12 protein-coding genes and 1 pseudogene are annotated in these 16009 nt (G+C 69.9%); 12 read left to right on the top strand and 1 reads right to left on the bottom strand.

Features of this window, described 5'->3' with window-relative positions:
• Nucleotides 1-53 precede the first annotated feature (53 nt).
• The 9 genes from VV867_RS15485 (at nt 54) to VV867_RS15445 (ending at nt 11043) form a co-directional block, all read left to right on the top strand.
• Nucleotides 54-971, top strand: coding sequence for a ketopantoate reductase family protein (locus VV867_RS15485; protein WP_328566899.1), 918 nt, complete (start codon nt 54-56; stop codon nt 969-971).
• Between the two features lie 112 nt (nt 972-1083).
• Nucleotides 1084-1605, top strand: a complete 522-nt coding sequence (locus VV867_RS15480) for a sigma-70 family RNA polymerase sigma factor (RefSeq protein WP_328566898.1) — start codon at nt 1084-1086, stop codon at nt 1603-1605.
• Nucleotides 1605-2555, top strand: coding sequence for a FecR domain-containing protein (locus VV867_RS15475; RefSeq protein ID WP_328566897.1), 951 nt, complete (start codon nt 1605-1607; stop codon nt 2553-2555). Before VV867_RS15480 ends, VV867_RS15475 begins: the two co-directional genes overlap by 1 nt.
• A 108-nt stretch (nt 2556-2663) precedes the next feature.
• The gene (locus tag VV867_RS15470; RefSeq protein WP_328566896.1) at nt 2664-5045 is read left to right on the top strand and encodes a TonB-dependent siderophore receptor; all 2382 of its coding nucleotides are present in this window, start codon (nt 2664-2666) and stop codon (nt 5043-5045) included.
• A 437-nt stretch (nt 5046-5482) separates the two neighbouring features.
• Nucleotides 5483-6325: a sugar phosphate isomerase/epimerase family protein gene (locus tag VV867_RS15465; RefSeq protein ID WP_328566895.1), complete on the top strand. Its 843-nt coding sequence runs from the start codon at nt 5483-5485 to the stop codon at nt 6323-6325.
• A gap of 15 nt (nt 6326-6340) precedes the next feature.
• The gene (locus VV867_RS15460; protein ID WP_328566894.1) at nt 6341-7384 is read left to right on the top strand and encodes an isopenicillin N synthase family dioxygenase; all 1044 of its coding nucleotides are present in this window, start codon (nt 6341-6343) and stop codon (nt 7382-7384) included.
• 34 nt (nt 7385-7418) lie between these two features.
• Complete coding sequence (locus VV867_RS15455) at nt 7419-8222, top strand: ABC transporter substrate-binding protein (protein ID WP_328566893.1); 804 nt, start codon at nt 7419-7421, stop codon at nt 8220-8222.
• A 58-nt stretch (nt 8223-8280) separates the two neighbouring features.
• Nucleotides 8281-9837: an amino acid ABC transporter permease/ATP-binding protein gene (locus tag VV867_RS15450; RefSeq protein WP_328566892.1), complete on the top strand. Its 1557-nt coding sequence runs from the start codon at nt 8281-8283 to the stop codon at nt 9835-9837.
• 75 nt (nt 9838-9912) lie between these two features.
• The gene (locus VV867_RS15445; protein ID WP_328566891.1) at nt 9913-11043 is read left to right on the top strand and encodes an MFS transporter; all 1131 of its coding nucleotides are present in this window, start codon (nt 9913-9915) and stop codon (nt 11041-11043) included.
• 1002 nt (nt 11044-12045) lie between these two features.
• Here VV867_RS15445 and VV867_RS15440 read toward each other — a convergent pair.
• On the bottom strand, nt 12046-12849 hold the full coding sequence (locus tag VV867_RS15440) for a DNA-binding transcriptional regulator (protein WP_109937005.1): 804 nt from the start codon (nt 12847-12849) through the stop codon (nt 12046-12048).
• 384 nt (nt 12850-13233) lie between these two features.
• Between VV867_RS15440 and VV867_RS15435 the strand changes: the two genes are divergently transcribed.
• The 3 genes and pseudogenes from VV867_RS15435 to VV867_RS15425 all read left to right on the top strand — a co-directional run.
• Nucleotides 13234-14898, top strand: a complete 1665-nt coding sequence (locus VV867_RS15435) for a bifunctional 3-(3-hydroxy-phenyl)propionate/3-hydroxycinnamic acid hydroxylase (RefSeq protein ID WP_328566890.1) — start codon at nt 13234-13236, stop codon at nt 14896-14898.
• 1 nt (nt 14899) lies between these two features.
• Nucleotides 14900-15844, top strand: coding sequence for a 3-carboxyethylcatechol 2,3-dioxygenase (gene mhpB, locus VV867_RS15430; protein WP_328566889.1), 945 nt, complete (start codon nt 14900-14902; stop codon nt 15842-15844).
• 16 nt (nt 15845-15860) lie between these two features.
• Nucleotides 15861-16009, top strand: a pseudogene (locus VV867_RS15425) (2-hydroxy-6-oxo-6-phenylhexa-2,4-dienoate hydrolase); the annotation flags it as partial.

Raw genomic sequence — 16009 nt, 5'->3', positions numbered from 1 at the left:
TATACAGGCAATGGGCCGGCGCCAGTGCGCCGGGCAGCCGAGGAGGGCGGGCCATGCGTATTCTGGTAGTCGGGGCGGGTTCCACGGGCGGTTTCTTCGGGGCGTGCCTGGCCCGGGCCGGGCGCGACGTGACCTTCCTGGTGCGCGCCGGGCGGGCGCACCAGCTGCAGCAGGAAGGCCTGCAGGTGCTCAGCCCCCACGGTGACTTCGCGCTGACGCCGCAACTGGTCGGCGCCGAGCAGCTGGACGGGCCCTACGACCTCATCCTGCTGACGGTGAAGGCCTACGCCCTGGAAGCGGCGTTGCGCGACATCGCCCCGGCGGTGGGGCCGGGCAGCATGATCCTGCCGGTGCTCAACGGCATGCACCAGGTCGACGCCATCGTCGAGCACTTCGGCCGCGGGCCGCTGCTGGGCGGCGTCTGCAAGATCGCCAGCACCCTGGACGAGCGCGGCCGCATCGTCCAGTACGGCACCCTCAACGAACTGTCCTACGGCGAGATGGACGGCACCCGCAGCGAGCGCATCCTGCGCCTGGACGCGCTGCTGCAGGACGCCGGCTTCGACGCCCGCCTGAGCGCCGACATCCACCGCGAGATGTGGGAGAAATGGGTGCTGCTGGCGTCCCTGGGCGGCATCACCTGCCTGATACGCGGCAACATCGGCTCGGTGGTCGCCGCGCCCCAGGGCGAGGCCTTCGTCAACCGCCTGCTGGACGAGGTGGTGGCGGTGGTCCGCGCGGTGGGCCTGGAACCGCGCGAAGCCTTCCTTGCCGAGGCGCGCCGGCAACTCACCCTGCATGGCTCGCCACAGACTTCGTCCATGTACCGCGACCTGGTCGGCGGCCGCCCGGTGGAGGCCGAGCAGATCATCGGCGACCTGCTGGGCCGCGGCCAGGCGGCCGGGCTGGACCTGCCGCTGCTGCAGGCGGCCTTCGTGCACCTGGCGGTGTACGAGCAGGGGATGGGCTGAGTGCGCCCTGCGGATAGGTGTCGCCCGAACCCGCGGCACCCGGCACGGCTTGCCGGCGCCGTGGCGCATCCATAGAATGGGAATTATTAACATTTGGCAATGATTCCCCCACATGCCCGCCAGCCCCTCTGCCGACAGCTTCCACGGTCTGTACCTCGCCCATCACGGCTGGCTTAGCGGCTGGCTGCGCCGCCGCCTGGGCTGCTCGCAGCAGGCCGCGGACATGGCCCAGGACACTTTCTTGCGGTTGCTGTGCGCGGCGCGCCCGCAGCCCATGGAACAACTGCGTGAGCCGCGCCACTACCTGGTGACCGTGGCCAAGCGGGTGATGGTCGACCACTTCCGCCGGCAGAGCCTGGAGCGCGCCTTCCTCGAAGGCCTGGCGCAGCGCCCGGAGGCTGGGGAGCTGTCGCCCGAGGAACGGCAGATCATGCTGGAAACCCTGCTGGCGCTGGACGCCATGCTCGATGGCCTGGGCCAGTGGGCCAAGCAGGCGTTCCTGCTGTCGCAGCTGCAGGGCCTGAAGTACGTCGAGATCGCCGAGCGCCTGGGCGTCTCGGTCAGCTCGGTGACCAAGTACGTGGCCAGCGCCACCGAAGCCTGCCTGCTGTTCGCCCTGGACGCCGGCCTGTGATGCCCGCCGACCCGCGGCAACAGCGCGCGCTGCTCGGCGAGGCGGCGCGCTGGCATGCCCGGCTGTGCGCCGAGGATGCCGGCGACAGCCAGCACCAGGCCTGGCAGCGCTGGTGCGCGCAGAGCCCCGGGCACCGCTGGGCCTGGCAGCGCGTCGAGGCGCTGCAGGCGCAGTTGCGCGGGGTTTCCGGCAACCTTGCCTACGACACCCTCAGCCAGCCGCGCGGACTGCCGCGGCGCAGCCTGCTCAAGGGCGCGCTGCTGCTCGCCGGCAGCGCGGCGCTGGCCGGCGGAGGCTATCGCTACGGCAGCCAGGCCGCCTGGCTTGCCGACTACCGCACCGGCATCGGCGAGCGGCGCAAGGTCCGCCTGGCCGATGGCAGCCGCCTGACCCTCGACACCGCCAGCGCCGTCGACCTGCGCTTCGATGCCGGTCAACGGCTGGTGTTGCTGCGCAAGGGCGCGGTGCTGATCGAAACCGCCCACGACAGCCGGCCGTTCCTGCTGGACAGCGCCGAGGGCCGCCTGCATGCCCTGGGGACGCGCTTCTGCGTGCGCCAGGAGGCGGGCTGCACGCGCCTGACGGTGCTGCAGGATGCGGTGGCGGTGCAGCCGTTCGCCTTGCCGGGGCAGCAGCGCATCGTCCAGGCCGGCCAGCAACTGCGCTTCGGCGCCGCGCACCTGGGGCAGACGGAAAGGGCCGTGGCGGGCGCCGCCAGTTGGGCCGACGGCTGGCTGGTGGCGGACGCCTGGCGCCTGGATGCCTTGCTCGCCGAGCTCGGTCGCTACCGCCCCGGGGTGCTCGGCTGCGACCCGGCAGTGGCCGGCCTGCGCCTGTCCGGGGCTTACCCGCTGGACGAGCCGGAGCAGGCGCTGCAGGCGGTGGCGCAGGCGCTGCCGGTGCGCCTGCGGCGCTTCACCGACTACTGGGTGCGGGTGCTGCCGGCCTGAGGCGACGCCCGGTGAAAAAATTCGGCGAGCATTGTCGATTCTCATTCGCTCATCCGACTCCTACCCGAATTCGCGGCATTTGCCGCTCACCATCGGGGGAGTCCAGAGATGAACAAGCGGATCAACGAACAGGCCCGGGCAGGGCGGGGCAAGGCACTGGGCGGCGGCCTGAGCGCCCTGGCGCTGGCCCTGGGCATGAGCCTGGGCGCGCTGCCGGCGCTGGCCGCGCCGGCAGGGCAGGCGGCCCTGCACGAGTACGCCCTGGGCGGCGGGCCGCTGGGCGAGGTGCTGGCGCGCTTCGCCGCCGAGTCCGGCGTGGTGCTGTCGTTCGACGCCGCGCGCACGGCCGGCAAGCGCAGCGCCGGGTTGCGCGGCCGCTACGCGGTCGACCAGGGCTTCGCCGCGCTGCTCGCCGGCAGCGGACTCAAGGCCAGCGAGGTGTCGCCCGGGCACTACGCGCTGGTGAACGACGACGTCTATTCGCTGGACGCCACCACCGTCACCGGCAACAGCCTGAGCCCGGACACCGAGGACCGCGACTCCTACACCACGCCGCTGCTGACCATCGGCAAGGGCCAGCTGAGCCAGAAGGACATCCCGCAGTCGGTCAGCGTGGTCACCCGCAAGCGCATGGACGACCAGAACATGCTCACGGTGGCCGATGCCCTGCGCGACACCACCGGCATCACCGCCATCGACTACGGCGACGGCACCGCCTACTTCCAGTCGCGCGGCTTCCCGGCGGCGGTCATGTACGACGGCGTGCCCTCGGACAGCAGCCTGCAGTACCAGCAGCAGTTCGACCTGGCGATGTACGACCGGGTGGAGGTGATGCGTGGCCCCAGCGGCCTGCTGCAGGGCTCCGGCGAACCGGGCGGCAGCGTCGACCTGCTGCGCAAGCGCCCGCGCGACGCGTTCGCCCTGACCGGCCACCTGCGCGCCGGCACCTGGGACAACTACCACGGCGACATCGACGTCACCGGGCCGCTGGACGAGCAGAAGCACGTGCGCGGCCGCCTGGTGGTGGCCGCCCAGGACCGCGACTACTTCTACGACCAGGGCCACTCCGGGCTGGGCATGGTCTATGGCGCACTCGACCTCGACCTGGACCCGGACACCTTGCTGAGCCTGTCGGCCAGCTACCAGAAGACCGACATCGGGCCCTTCGACTACGGCCAGTCGGTGTACTACGACGGCAGCTTCCTCAAGGCGCCGCGCTCGCAGTTCTATGGCGCCAGGTGGAACCAGAGCTACCTGTACATGAAGGAGTGCCACGCCGAGCTGAGCCACGCCTTCGCCAACGCCTGGACCTCGAAGACCACCTTCAACTACCGCGGCCTGGACAGCAGCTCGCTGTACGCCTACCTCGGCGGCGGCGTCGACCCGGCGACCAACCAGGGCGACTTCACCAACCAGCGCCAACACGACGACTACGACTGGTACAGCCTGGACAGCAACCTCAACGGCGATTTCGACGCCTTCGGCCGCACCCACCAGTTGCTGCTGGGCGCCAACTACGCGCTGTTCAAGGACCGCTCGCTGTCGGCCTGGGAAGACGTCGGCAACCAGGACGTGTTCGCCCCGGTGCTGCCCAGGCCGGACCTGGCCTTCGACTCGGGCCACGACACCCGCCAGACCCAGGGCGGCGTCTACGGCCAGATGCGGCTGAAGCTGCTCGACCCGCTGACCCTGGTGCTCGGCTCGCGGCTGAGCTGGTACGGCACCGAGCAGAGCGACGTGCTGCCGGAATCCGGCCCCTGGGTGCGCTCGCCCAGCGTCAACCACAAGTACACGCCCTATGCCGGGTTGATCTACGAGCTGACTCCGGAGCTGTCCAGCTATGTCAGCTACAGCAGCGGCTTCACCCCGCAGACGCAGAACAGCGCCAGCGGCAAGCTGCTCGACCCGCGCAAGAGCAAGCAGTACGAGGTGGGGCTGAAGGGCAGCTACCTGAACGGCGCGCTGAACGCCAACCTGGCGGCCTTCCTGCTGCGCGACGAGAACCGCGCGGTGGCCGACCCGGACAACGCCGGCTTCTACGTCAACGCCGGGAAGATCGAGAGCCGCGGCTGGGAAGCCGAGATCAGCGGCAGCCCGCTGCCGGGTTGGGACCTCTACGCCGGCTACAGCTTCCTGCTCAACCGCTACCTGTCCGACCCGGACAACGAAGGCAAGGTCTACGACAGCGAGGAACCCAAGCACAGCCTCAAGCTGTGGAACACCTATCGCTTCCAGGGCGGCACCCTGGCCGACTGGCGCGTCGGCGGCGGCCTGCGGGCGTACAGCCCGACCGACCGCGGCGCCGAGGCGCAAGGCGGCTATGCGGTCTACGACGCGCTGCTGGGCTACCAGGTGAACAGCCACCTGGACACCAGCCTGGCGCTGAACAATGCCTTCGACCGTCACTACTTCGCCCGCGTGCCCTCGTCCTACTACGGTATCTACGGCGAACCGCGCAACCTGATGCTGACGCTGACCTACAGCTACTGAGCAAGGCCCGCCGCCGCGCATCCCCCGGCGGCGGGATAGTTCAGGAATTCCTGAACTGATTATTTGCCGCCGGCTATTTTTCCCCCGCCGCCTACCTGCGACAACTGCACCGGCGCCAGGCCACACCAGCCCTGGCGTCGGCGCAGCGGAGCCCTCACAACATCCGCGCGCCACGCTGTTCCTTACTGCCCAAGCACGCCCGGCGCCACGCCCGGCGCAAAACAACAATCGGCGGGTACCAGCCCGTCAATGCTGCCGGTCTGTCAGAGGAATACCACCGTGTCCATGCTTGCGCTCATCCCCCGTTTCCCCTCGTCCCCGCCCAGCCGCGGCCGGACGCCCGCCGCCATTCCGCCGATTCCCGCCATGCCGCGCTGAGCCGCGCCGTGACTTTCGCCGTGCCCGACGGCGCGGCTCATCCTGCCCGGAGTTCGTCCATGCGACTCGAGATCTTCCGCACCCTGTGGGGCTACGCCCATGGCTGGCCGCAGGCCATCGCCGAACTGCGCGAGGCCGGTTTCGACGGCCTGGAGGCACGGTTGCCCCTGGACCCCGCCACCCGCGCCGACTACGCGCGGCTGCTGGTGGAGGAGGGCGTGCCCTACATCTGCACCCTGTTCACCGCCCACGACGTGCTGCCCGACCAGGCCGCCAGCCCGCAGGTCCACCTCGACGACCTGCAGCGCAAGCTGGGCCTGGCCGCCGAGCTGGCGCCACGCTTCGTCAACGTGCTCGGCGGCAACGACCGCTGGCCGCTGGCGGCGCAGGTGGACTTTTTCGGCCGCGCCCTGGAACTGGCCGCTACCCAGGACCTGACCTGCTGCTTCGAGACCCACCGTGCCCGCTCGCTGTACAGCCCCTGGGTGACCCTGGAGCTGATCCGCCAGCTGCCCGAACTGCGTTTCACCAGCGACATCAGCCACTGGGTGGTGGTCTGCGAGCGCCTGCTGGACGACGCCGCCGACGACCTGGGCCCCTTCGTCGAGCGCGTGCACCACATCCAGGCACGCGTGGGCTACGACCAGGGCCCGCAGGCGCCGCACCCGGGCGCGCCGGAATACGCCGCCGCGCTGGCCTTCCACCAGCGCCACTGGGAGGCCGTGTGGCGCGCCCAGCAGGCGCGTGGCCAGGCCGTGACCACCCTGACCCCGGAGTTCGGCCCGGACGGGTATTTGCATCGGCTTCCCTTCACCGGCGCGCCGGTCGCCGACCTGTGGGACCTCAACCGCTGGATGGCCACGGAAGAACGCCGGCATTTCCAGACCTTCCTCGAAACCTGAGCCGGAGCACGACCCATGCAGGAGCATGCAAGCAAGGCCTTCACTTCCATCCCCGTGGTCGACATCGGCGGGCTGTTCAGCGCGCGCCTGGAAGACCGCCTGGCGGTCGCCGCCGAGCTGGGCAAGGCGGCCCGCGAGGTGGGCTTCCTGTACATCCGCAACCACGGCCTCGACCCGGCGCTGGTCGAGGGCCTGCAGGCGGCGGCGCGGGACTACTTCGCCCAGCCGCTGGCGGCCAAGATGCGCCACTACATCGGCGCCTCGGAAAGCCACAAGGGCTTCGTCCCGGAAGGCGAGGAGGTGTATTCCAAGGGCAAGCCCGACCACAAGGAAGCCTTCGACGTCGGCTACGAGGTGCCTGCCGACGACCCCCTGGTGCTGGCCGGCACGCCGCTGCTGGGGCCCAACCGCTGGCCCGAGGTACCCGGTTTCGAGGCCCGGGTGCGCGCCTACTACCAGGCGGTGTTCGCCCTGGGCCGCAAGCTGTTCGACGGCTTCGCCCTGGCCCTGGGCCTGGAGGAGGGCTACTTCGACCCGCTGGTGAGCCGCCCGCCGTCCAAGCTGCGGCTGATCCACTACCCGTTCGACGGCGAGGCCCAGGACGCCCCGGGCATAGGCGCGCACACCGACTACGAGTGCTTCACCATCCTCCACGCCACCGAACCGGGCCTGGAGGTGCTGAACGAGGACGGCGAGTGGATCGACGCGCCGCCGGTGCCGGGCGCCTTCGTGGTGAACATCGGCGACATGCTGGAGGTGATGACCAACGGCGCCTTCGTCGCCACCGCCCACCGCGTGCGTACCGTGCGCGAGGAGCGCTACTCCTTCCCGCTGTTCTACGCCTGCGACTACCACACGCAGATCCGCCCGCTGCCGCAGTTCGACGACGGCGGCCAGGCCTACGAGACCATCGCCATCGGCGAGCACATGTGGAGCCAGGCGCTGCAGACCTACAGCTACCTGCGGCGCAAGGTCGCCGACGGCGAACTGAAACTGCCGGAGCGGGCGCGCAAGCCGTCCAGCTTCGGCCACCTGAAAAAACAGACGCAGCCTTCCTGAACTGCGCGTTCACTCTCGACCTGGAGCAATCACGATGCACAAGACCACCCGCACTCTCCTGGCCGCCGGCGTGCTCGGCGCGGCCCTGCTGGGCGGCGCGCAGAACGCCGCCGCCGTCACCGCCACCCCGGGCCAGTTGAAGATTGGCATGGAAATCACCTACCCGCCGTTCGAGTCCTACGACGGCGACAAGGTGGTGGGTTCCGACCCCGAGCTGGCCGCGGCCCTGGCGCGGCACATGGACCTGCAGCCCAGCTACCTGAACACCAAGTTCTCCGGGCTGATCCTCGGCCTCAACGCCGGGCACTTCGACGCGGTGATCTCGGGCATGTACATCACCCCCGAGCGCACCGCCCAGGCCTTGGCCATCCCTTACGCGCAGACCGGCGCGGCGATCATGGTGCCGGCCGGCAGCGAGCTGAAGCCGGAGAAACCCGAGGACCTCTGCGGGCTGAAGGTCGGCCTGGAGCAGGGCACCACCTGGGTGGCCAAGTTCGCCGAACTGTCCAAGTCCTACTGCGAGCCCAACGGCAAGGGCGCCATCAGCGTCAGCGAGTACCCGTCCGCGCCGGAAGTGACCCAGGCCCTGCTGTCCAGGCACGTGCAGGCCCAGGTGGAGATTTCCGGGGCCGCGCACATGATCGCCGAGCGCTCCAAGGGCCGCGTGGTGGTCACCTCCAAGGAGCTGATCTACAAGCAGACCCTGGGCATGTACGTGAAGAAGGGCAACCAGGAACTGTACGACGCGCTGAAGGTGGCCTTCCAGAAGACCAAGGCCAGCGGCGAGTTCGCCGCCATCCTGAAGAAGTACGCCCTGGAAGAAGCCGCGGCCGAGTAACCGTTTCAACGCAACATGAGAGACGGGCCTGGCGCCAGGCCCGTCCGCCGAGGTGCCCATGCAGTTCGACTGGTCCTATTTCTTCTCGCTGTTCTCCCTGCCGGATTTCTGGAAGGCCTGCGTCACTGTGGTCGAGCTGAGCGCCCTGGCCTGGCTGATCGGCATGTTCCTGGGCTTCCTCCTGGCCAGCGCCAAGCTCTCCGAATCGCGCTGGCTGCGGGTGCCGGCGGGGCTGTACATCTGGTTCTTCCGCAGTGTGCCGCTGCTGGTGCTGGTGGTGTTCGTCTACAACCTGCCGCAGCTGTTCCCGGCCAGCGGCGCGCTGCTGTCCAACCCGTTCATCTCCGGCCTGCTGGCCCTGGTGCTGACCGAGGCCGCGTACATGGCCGAGATCCACCGCGGCGGCCTGCTCTCGGTGAGCAAGGGGCAGAAGGAGGCCGGCCGCGCCCTGGCCGTCGGCGCCTTCGGCATCCAGCGGCTGATAGTCATTCCCCAGGCCTTCCGCATCGCCTTGCCGACGCTGATCAACGAGTACGTCACCGTGGTCAAGCTGACCTCGCTGGTCTCGGTGATCTCCCTCACCGAACTGCTGATGGTCGGGCAGAAGCTCTACGCGCAGAACTTCCTGGTGATGGAAACCCTCTCGGCGGTGGCCATCTACTACGTGCTGATCGTCACCCTGTTCGGCTGGCTGCTGCAGTACCTGGAGCACCGCCTGGACCTCAACGCGCGCAAGCCGGAAACCCTCGGCGAGGCCAGCGTCGACGGGCTGCGCCGCAGCCTGCCCGCGCCCGTGGCGGCGCGCCGCGAGGCCCCCGCACCGGGTACCCCGCCGGCGCTGCACCTGCGCGACATCCGCAAGAGCTACGGCAGCCACCAGGTGCTCAAGGGCGTGTTCCTCCAGGTGGCCGGCGGCGAAGTGGTGTCGATCATCGGCCCCTCGGGCTCCGGCAAGACCTCGCTGATCCGCACCGTGAACGGCCTGGAGGGCATCGACGGCGGCGAGATCGTGCTGTTCGGCGAGTCCTACATCAAGGCCGGCCAGCCCGACCCGCTGCGCCTGCGCCGCGGCGTGCGGCACATCGGCATGGTGTTCCAGGGCTTCAACCTGTTCCCGCACCGGACCATCCTCGACAACGTCACCCTGGCGCCGCGCTTCCATGGCCTGGACGGCCGCGAGCTGTGCGAGCAGCGGGCCCTGGCGCTGCTCGACAAGGTCGGCCTGCTGGCCCACGCGCACAAGTACCCGCACCAGCTCTCCGGCGGCCAGCAGCAGCGCGTGGCCATCGCCCGCGCGCTGGCCATGGAGCCGGACATCATGCTGTTCGACGAACCGACTTCGGCGCTGGACCCGGAGCTGGTGGGCGACGTGCTCAACGTCATCCGCGACCTGGCGAAGGAGGGCATGACCATGGTTATCGTCACCCACGAGATGGATTTCGCCCTGTCGATCTCCGACCGGGTGATCTTCATGGAGAACGGCCAGGTGCAGGTGGACGCGGCGCCGGCGGCCATCCGCAACGGCGAATGCGGCGAGCGGGTGATGCGCTTCATCGGCCTGGAGCGCCCGGCAACCGCAGCCCAGGGCCAACCCCAGGCGACCGCCGCCGGCTGAGCCTGGCACTTCCCGCTCGGCAGGCGGGTGCGCATCGGGTAAGGTGCGCGCTTGCCTTGTCGTCCGGGAGGGACCATGTCATCAGACCTGGCGCAGCCACGCCTGCGCCGCGCCGATAACGCTTCCCGCCGCGCCGCGCAGGTCCTGGGCCTGTGCCTGCCCGGCGACGTGGTGCTCTACCTGCTGCTGCCGATGTACGCCGCCGACTTCGGCGTCAGCCTGGCCCAGGCGGGCATCCTGCTGGCGGCCAACCGCCTGGTGCGCATCGTCGGCTACGGCTGGGTGGTGCGCTTCTACGCCCGCCACGGCGACCGCGCCACCTGCAGCCTGGCGGCCTGCGCCTCGGCGCTCTGCGCGCTGGGTTATGCAACGCTCTCCGGGGTCGCCGCGCTGCTGGTGCTGCGCCTGATGTGGGGCCTGAGCTACGCCAGCTTCAACCTCAGCACCCAGACCCTGGCCACCGCCGAGGCCCAGGGCGCCGCGCGCCGTGCCGGGCGCTCGCGGGCGACCATCTCCATCGGGCCGATGCTGGCCTTGCCGCTGGCGGCGCTGATGGCCCAGGCCTGGGGGCCGCGCAGCGTGTTCTTCGTGCTCTTCGCCAGCGCGCTGCTGGGCCTGTGGCGCGCCCGCTCGCTGCCGAACCAGGGCCACGACCTGCCGACCCCGACCGGGCGCCGCCTGCGCCTGCCGGACAGCATCGCCACCTGGTCCTTCATCGAGGGCGTGACCCTCGACGGCCTGTTCATCTTCGGCCTGTCGCTCTACGCGGAAAGCCACCTGGGCGGCACCGGCGTGCTGGTGGCGGGCATCCTGATGGCGGTGCGCTACCTCAGCGAGATGCTCTTCAGCCCCTTCGGCGGGCGCCTGGCCGACCACTTCGGCGCGCTGCGCATGCTGGTGACGCTGTCCCTGGCGACCTCGGTGGCGCTGCTGATCTTCGGCAGCCACTGGCTGTTCGTCGGCGCCTTCCTGGTCCTGCTGCTGCGCGCCCTGCAGCTGCCACTGGTGATGACCCTGGTGGCCCAGCGCAACCCGCAGAACCGCATCCAGGCCCTGGCCGGCAACGCCGTCTGGCGCGACATAGGCGCGGGCCTGGGGCCCATGCTGGCCGGCGTGCTGCTGCCGGTGGTGCCGGCGTTCTGGGCCTACGCCGGGGCCGCGGCGGTGCTGGCGCTGAGCGCGCTGGGGTGTGCCTGGCGGCGCTGACCGGTCCCTACGGGGAGCCCGGGAGCTTGGCGGTTTCGCATCACGCCGAACGGTTCCCTCTCCCGCTTGCGGGGGAGGGTTAGGGAGGGGGAGCGGAGTCAGGGTTTGGCAGAGGTGTCAGAGCGAAGTCCGTCCCCTCTCCCCAGCCCTCTCCCTGAAGGGAGAGGGGGCCGTTCGGCGTGCACGGATAACGCAGCGTCAGCCGGCAAATTCGTAGGGCGCATAACCGTTCGCGGTTATCCGCCGTCGACCGTGCCACCGGGGTGTCCGGCGTGGCCGGTGAATCCAATCGCGGACGGAGTCCGCTCCTACGGCCGTGCTGCCTGGAACCGTAGGAGCGGACTCTGTCCGCGATTCGGCGGATAACGCCGTAGGCGTTATGCGCCCTACGGGGAGCCCGGGAGCTTGGCGGTTTCGCATCACGCCGAACGGTTCCCTCTCCCGCTTGCGGGGGAGGGTTAGGGAGGGGGAGCGGAGTCAGGGTTTGGCAGAGGTGTCAGAGCGACGTCCGCCCCCTCTCCCCAGCCCTCTCCCTGAAGGGAGAGGGAGCCGTTCGGCGTGCACGGATAACGCAGCGTCAGCCGGCAAACTCGTAGGGCGGATAACCGTTCGCGGTTATCCGCCGTCGACCGTGCCACCGGGGTGTCCGGCGTGGCCGGTGCCCTACGGGGAGCCCGGGAGCTTCGCGGTTTCGCATCACGCCGAACGGTTCCCTCTCCCGCTTGCGGGGGAGGGTTAGGGAGGGGGGCGGCGTCAGGGTTGGCAGAGGTGCGTGAGCGAAGTCCGTCCCCTCTCCCCAGCCCTCTCCCTGAAGGGAGAGGGAGTCGTTCGGCGTGCACGGATAACGCAGCGTCAGCCGGCAAATTCGTAGGGCGCATAACCGTTCGCGGTTATCCGCCGTTGACCGTGCCATCGGGGCGTCCGGCGTGGCCGGTGAATCCAATCGGGGAACCCGGGAGCTTCGCGGTTCCGCACCACACCAACTGGATAGAGGTCCGCGAGTTAAGCCAACGCATCGCCCTCCAGCATCCGCTCGCTGATCCTCGCCGCCGTGCGTCGCAATGCCGGCAGATACCGCTCGGCCGCCTGCTCGATGCTCATCGCCTTGGCCACGTAGACCAGGTTCAGGCAGCCGATCAGGCGTTCGCCGGCATGCAGCGGAATGGCGATGGAGGCGATCTTCTCCTCCTGGTTCCAGGCCATGAAGTTCTCGCCATAGCCGCGGTGGCGGACCTTGCGCAGCAGGTTGTCCAGCGCCAGCGGATCGCGCGCCAGGCGGTACTCCGGCTCTTCGCGGCGGGCCAGCAGGGCGAGGATCTGCTCGCGCTCGGCGTCTTCGCAGAAGGCCAGGTAGGCCAGGCCGGTGGCGGTCTGCAGCAGCGGCAGGCGGCGGCCGACCATGGAGCGGTGGAAGGACAGGCGGCTGAAGCGGTGGGTGGTCTCGCGCACCACCATGGCGTCCACGTCCAGGGTGCAGATGTCGGTCGGCCACACCACCTCCTGCAGCAGGTCCGCCAGTAGCGGCGCGGCGAGGGCGGAGATCCACTGCTCGTCGCGGAAGCCCTCGCTCAGCTCGCGCACCTTCATGCTCAGGCGGAAGCTGTCGTCGGACTCGCTGCGGCGCACGTAGCCCTCGTCCTGCAGGGTTTCCAGCAGGCGCCGCACGGTGGTGCGGTGCAGGCCGGTGAGTTCGGCCAGGCGCGTCGGGCTGGCGCCGCCGTCGAGGCGGTTCAGGGCATTGAGCAGGGCCAGGCCGCGGCTCAGGCCGCGCACCGTCTTGTAGTCCGAATCCCGGTCTTTATTCATTAAAATTCTTTTAAAACAATGATGTGCACCAGGTGCACAGGGAGGCTGTTTTTCATTGTAGGACAGAATTGGCCGTTCCTATACTCGCCGCAACAACGATAAACGCCCTTCCAGGGGATAGAGCCATGAGCCATGCGTACCTGCCTGCATCCGCTTCCGAGCGGCCGCGCCTGACGGCCGCCTTCCGGACCTCGCCGAGCCTCCCGCCGGTGGCGTCCTTCCCGTCCGCCCCCGCGCCTTCGTCCAGAAGCGTGGCGAGCATCCGCTAGAACCGAACCACCCGAACAGCCCCAGCGACCACCTTGCGCCCCGTGCGCGGGGACGGCCCCGGCTTGCCCGAGATTCTTCCGGGGCCGGTCGCCGGGCAGTGCCGAGGACACGACAATGACCACCAATAGTCCCGTTCACAGCCCCGACTACACCGCCGACGTGGTGGTGCTCGGCGCCGGCCCCGTGGGCCTGGCCATCGCCAACTACCTAGGCCAGGTCGGGGTACAGGTGCTGCAGCTCGAGAAGCTCGACCAGCTGATCGACTACCCACGCGCCATCGGCATCGACGACGAATCGCTGCGCACCGTGCAGGCCATCGGCCTGGTCGACGAGGTGCTGCCGCACACCACGCCCTGGCACGCGATGCGCTTCCTGACCCCCGGGGGCCGCTGCTTCGCCGACATCCAGCCGATGACCGACGAGTTCGGCTGGTCGCGGCGCAACGCCTTCATCCAGCCGCAGGTGGACGCCGTGCTCCATCGCGGCCTGGCGCGCTTCGCCAACGTGAAGACGCTGTTCTCCCGCGATCTGGTGGAGTTCCAGCAGGACGAGGAGGGCGTCAGCCTGCGCCTGAACGCCCCGGAGGGCCGCGTGGAAACCGTGCGCGCCCGCTACCTGGTAGCCTGCGACGGCGGCAACAGCCTGGTGCGGCGCGCCCTGGGCGTGTCCTTCGAAGGCAAGACCGCACCCAACCAGTGGATCGTCATCGACGTCGCCAACGACCCACTGGGCACCCCCAACGTCTACCTCTGCTGCGACCCGGTGCGGCCCTACGTCTCCGCCGCGCTGCCCCACGGCGTGCGCCGCTTCGAGTTCATGGTGATGCCCGGCGAGACTGAGGCGGAACTGGGCAAGCCGGAAAACCTGCGCCAGCTGCTGGCCAAGGTGCTGCCCGACCCGGACCGCGTCGAGCTGATCCGCAAGCGCGTCTACACCCACAACGCACGCCTGGCCGGGCAGTTCCGCGTCAAGCGCGTGCTGCTCGCCGGCGACGCCGCGCACATCATGCCGGTGTGGCAGGGCCAGGGTTACAACAGCGGCATGCGCGACGCCAGCAACCTGGCCTGGAAGCTGGCCCTGGTGGTCAAGGGCCTGGCCGGCGAGGCGCTGCTGGACACCTACGAACAGGAGCGCCGCGACCACGCCAAGGCGATGATCGACCTCTCGGTGCTGGCCGGCCACGTGCTGGCGCCGCCCAGGCGCTGGCAGGGTGCGCTGCGTGACGGTATCTCCTGGCTGCTCAACTACCTGCCGCCGGTGAAGCGCTACTTCCTGGAGATGCGCTTCAAGCCGATGCCGCGGTACGCCAAGGGCGCGCTGGTGGCGGAGCAGGGCGGCAAGGCCTCGCCGGTGGGGCGCATGTTCATCCAGCCGAAGGTGCGTACCGAGGCCGGCGACACTGTGCTGCTGGACGATGTGATCGGCAGCAACTTCGCCGTCATCGCCTGGGGCAGCGACCCGCTCTGGGGGCTCTCCAGCGCCCAGGTCGAGGCCTGGCGCGCGCTGGGCACGCGCTTCATCCAGGTACTGCCGGACGTACAGCTCAAGGCCGGGTGCAAGGTGCCCGAAGGCGTGATCCGCGTCGGCGACGGCAGTGGCCGCCTGAAGGAGTGGTTCGGCCGCTACCCGGCCTCCATCGTGCTGCTGCGCCCGGACCGCTTCGTCGCCGGGGTGGCCATCCCGCAGACCCTCGGCCAGGTCGGCGACCAGCTGCTGCGCGCGCTGGCCGCCGTCCCCCAGGCCCGGCAGCAGGCGCCGCTGGCGTCCAGGGTGGCCTGAGATGAGCGCCTACCTGCACTGCCTGTCGCACACCCCGCTGGTGGGCTACGTCGACCCGGCCACCGAGGTGCTGGCCGAGGTGGACGAGGTGGTCGCCGCCGCTCGTGCGCGCATCGCCGCCTTCGACCCGCAACTGGTGTTCCTGTTCGCCCCGGACCACTACAACGGCTTCTTCTATGACGTGATGCCGTCCTTCTGCATCGGCATGGCCGCCCACGCCATCGGTGACTTCCACAGCCTGGCCGGGCCGCTGGACGTGCCCCGCGCAACCGCCGAGGCCTGCGCCGCGGCAGTGCTGGAGGCGGGGGTGGATGCCGCGGTGTCCTACCGCATGCAGGTCGACCACGGCTTCGCCCAGCCGCTGGAGCTGTTGCTCGGCGGCCTCGCCGAAAAGCCGGTGATCCCGGTGTTCATCAACGGCGTGGCGGTACCGCTGCCAGGCTTCCAGCGCGCCCGGCTGCTGGGCGAGGCCATCGGCCGTTTCGCCCGCTCCACCGGCAAGCGCGTGCTGTTCCTCGGTTCCGGCGGGCTGTCGCACCAGCCGCCGGTGCCGGAGCTGGCCAAGGTCGACGCGCGCATGGCCGACCGCCTGATGGGCAGCGGCCGCGACCTGCCGGCGGACGAGCGCCAGGCCCGCCAGCAGCGGGTGGTCAGCGCCGCCGAAGGCTTCGTCGCCGACCCGAATTCGCTGCACCCACTGAACCCCGAGTGGGACAACCACTTCCTCGACCTGCTGGAGCAGCGGCGCTTCGCCGAGCTGGACGGCCTGGGCAACGCCGAGCTGTCGGCCCTGGCCGGCAAGTCCACCCACGAGGTGAAGACCTGGGTGGCCGCCTTCGCCGCCCTGTCCGCCTTCGGCCCCTACCAGGCCCGCGAGCGCTACTACCGGCCGATCCCCGAATGGATCGCCGGCTTCGGCTCGCTGTCCGCCCACTCCCTTACCTGACCCGGAGGACCTGCCCATGACCATCGACATCAGCGAAGCCGCCAGCAGCCGCTTCGCCCGCATCCGCGAAGGCGACCTGGACCTGCAACTGCACTACAACGACCTGGGCGAGGGCGCCGAGACCGTGGTGATGCTCCACGGCTCCGGCCCCGGCGCCAGCGGCTG

Source organism: Pseudomonas sp. JH-2, from assembly GCF_036231725.1.
GTDB lineage: Bacteria > Pseudomonadota > Gammaproteobacteria > Pseudomonadales > Pseudomonadaceae > Pseudomonas > Pseudomonas delhiensis.
The sequence above is the reverse complement of the archived record's forward strand: the minus strand, read 5'-3'. Positions and strand labels throughout refer to the sequence as shown.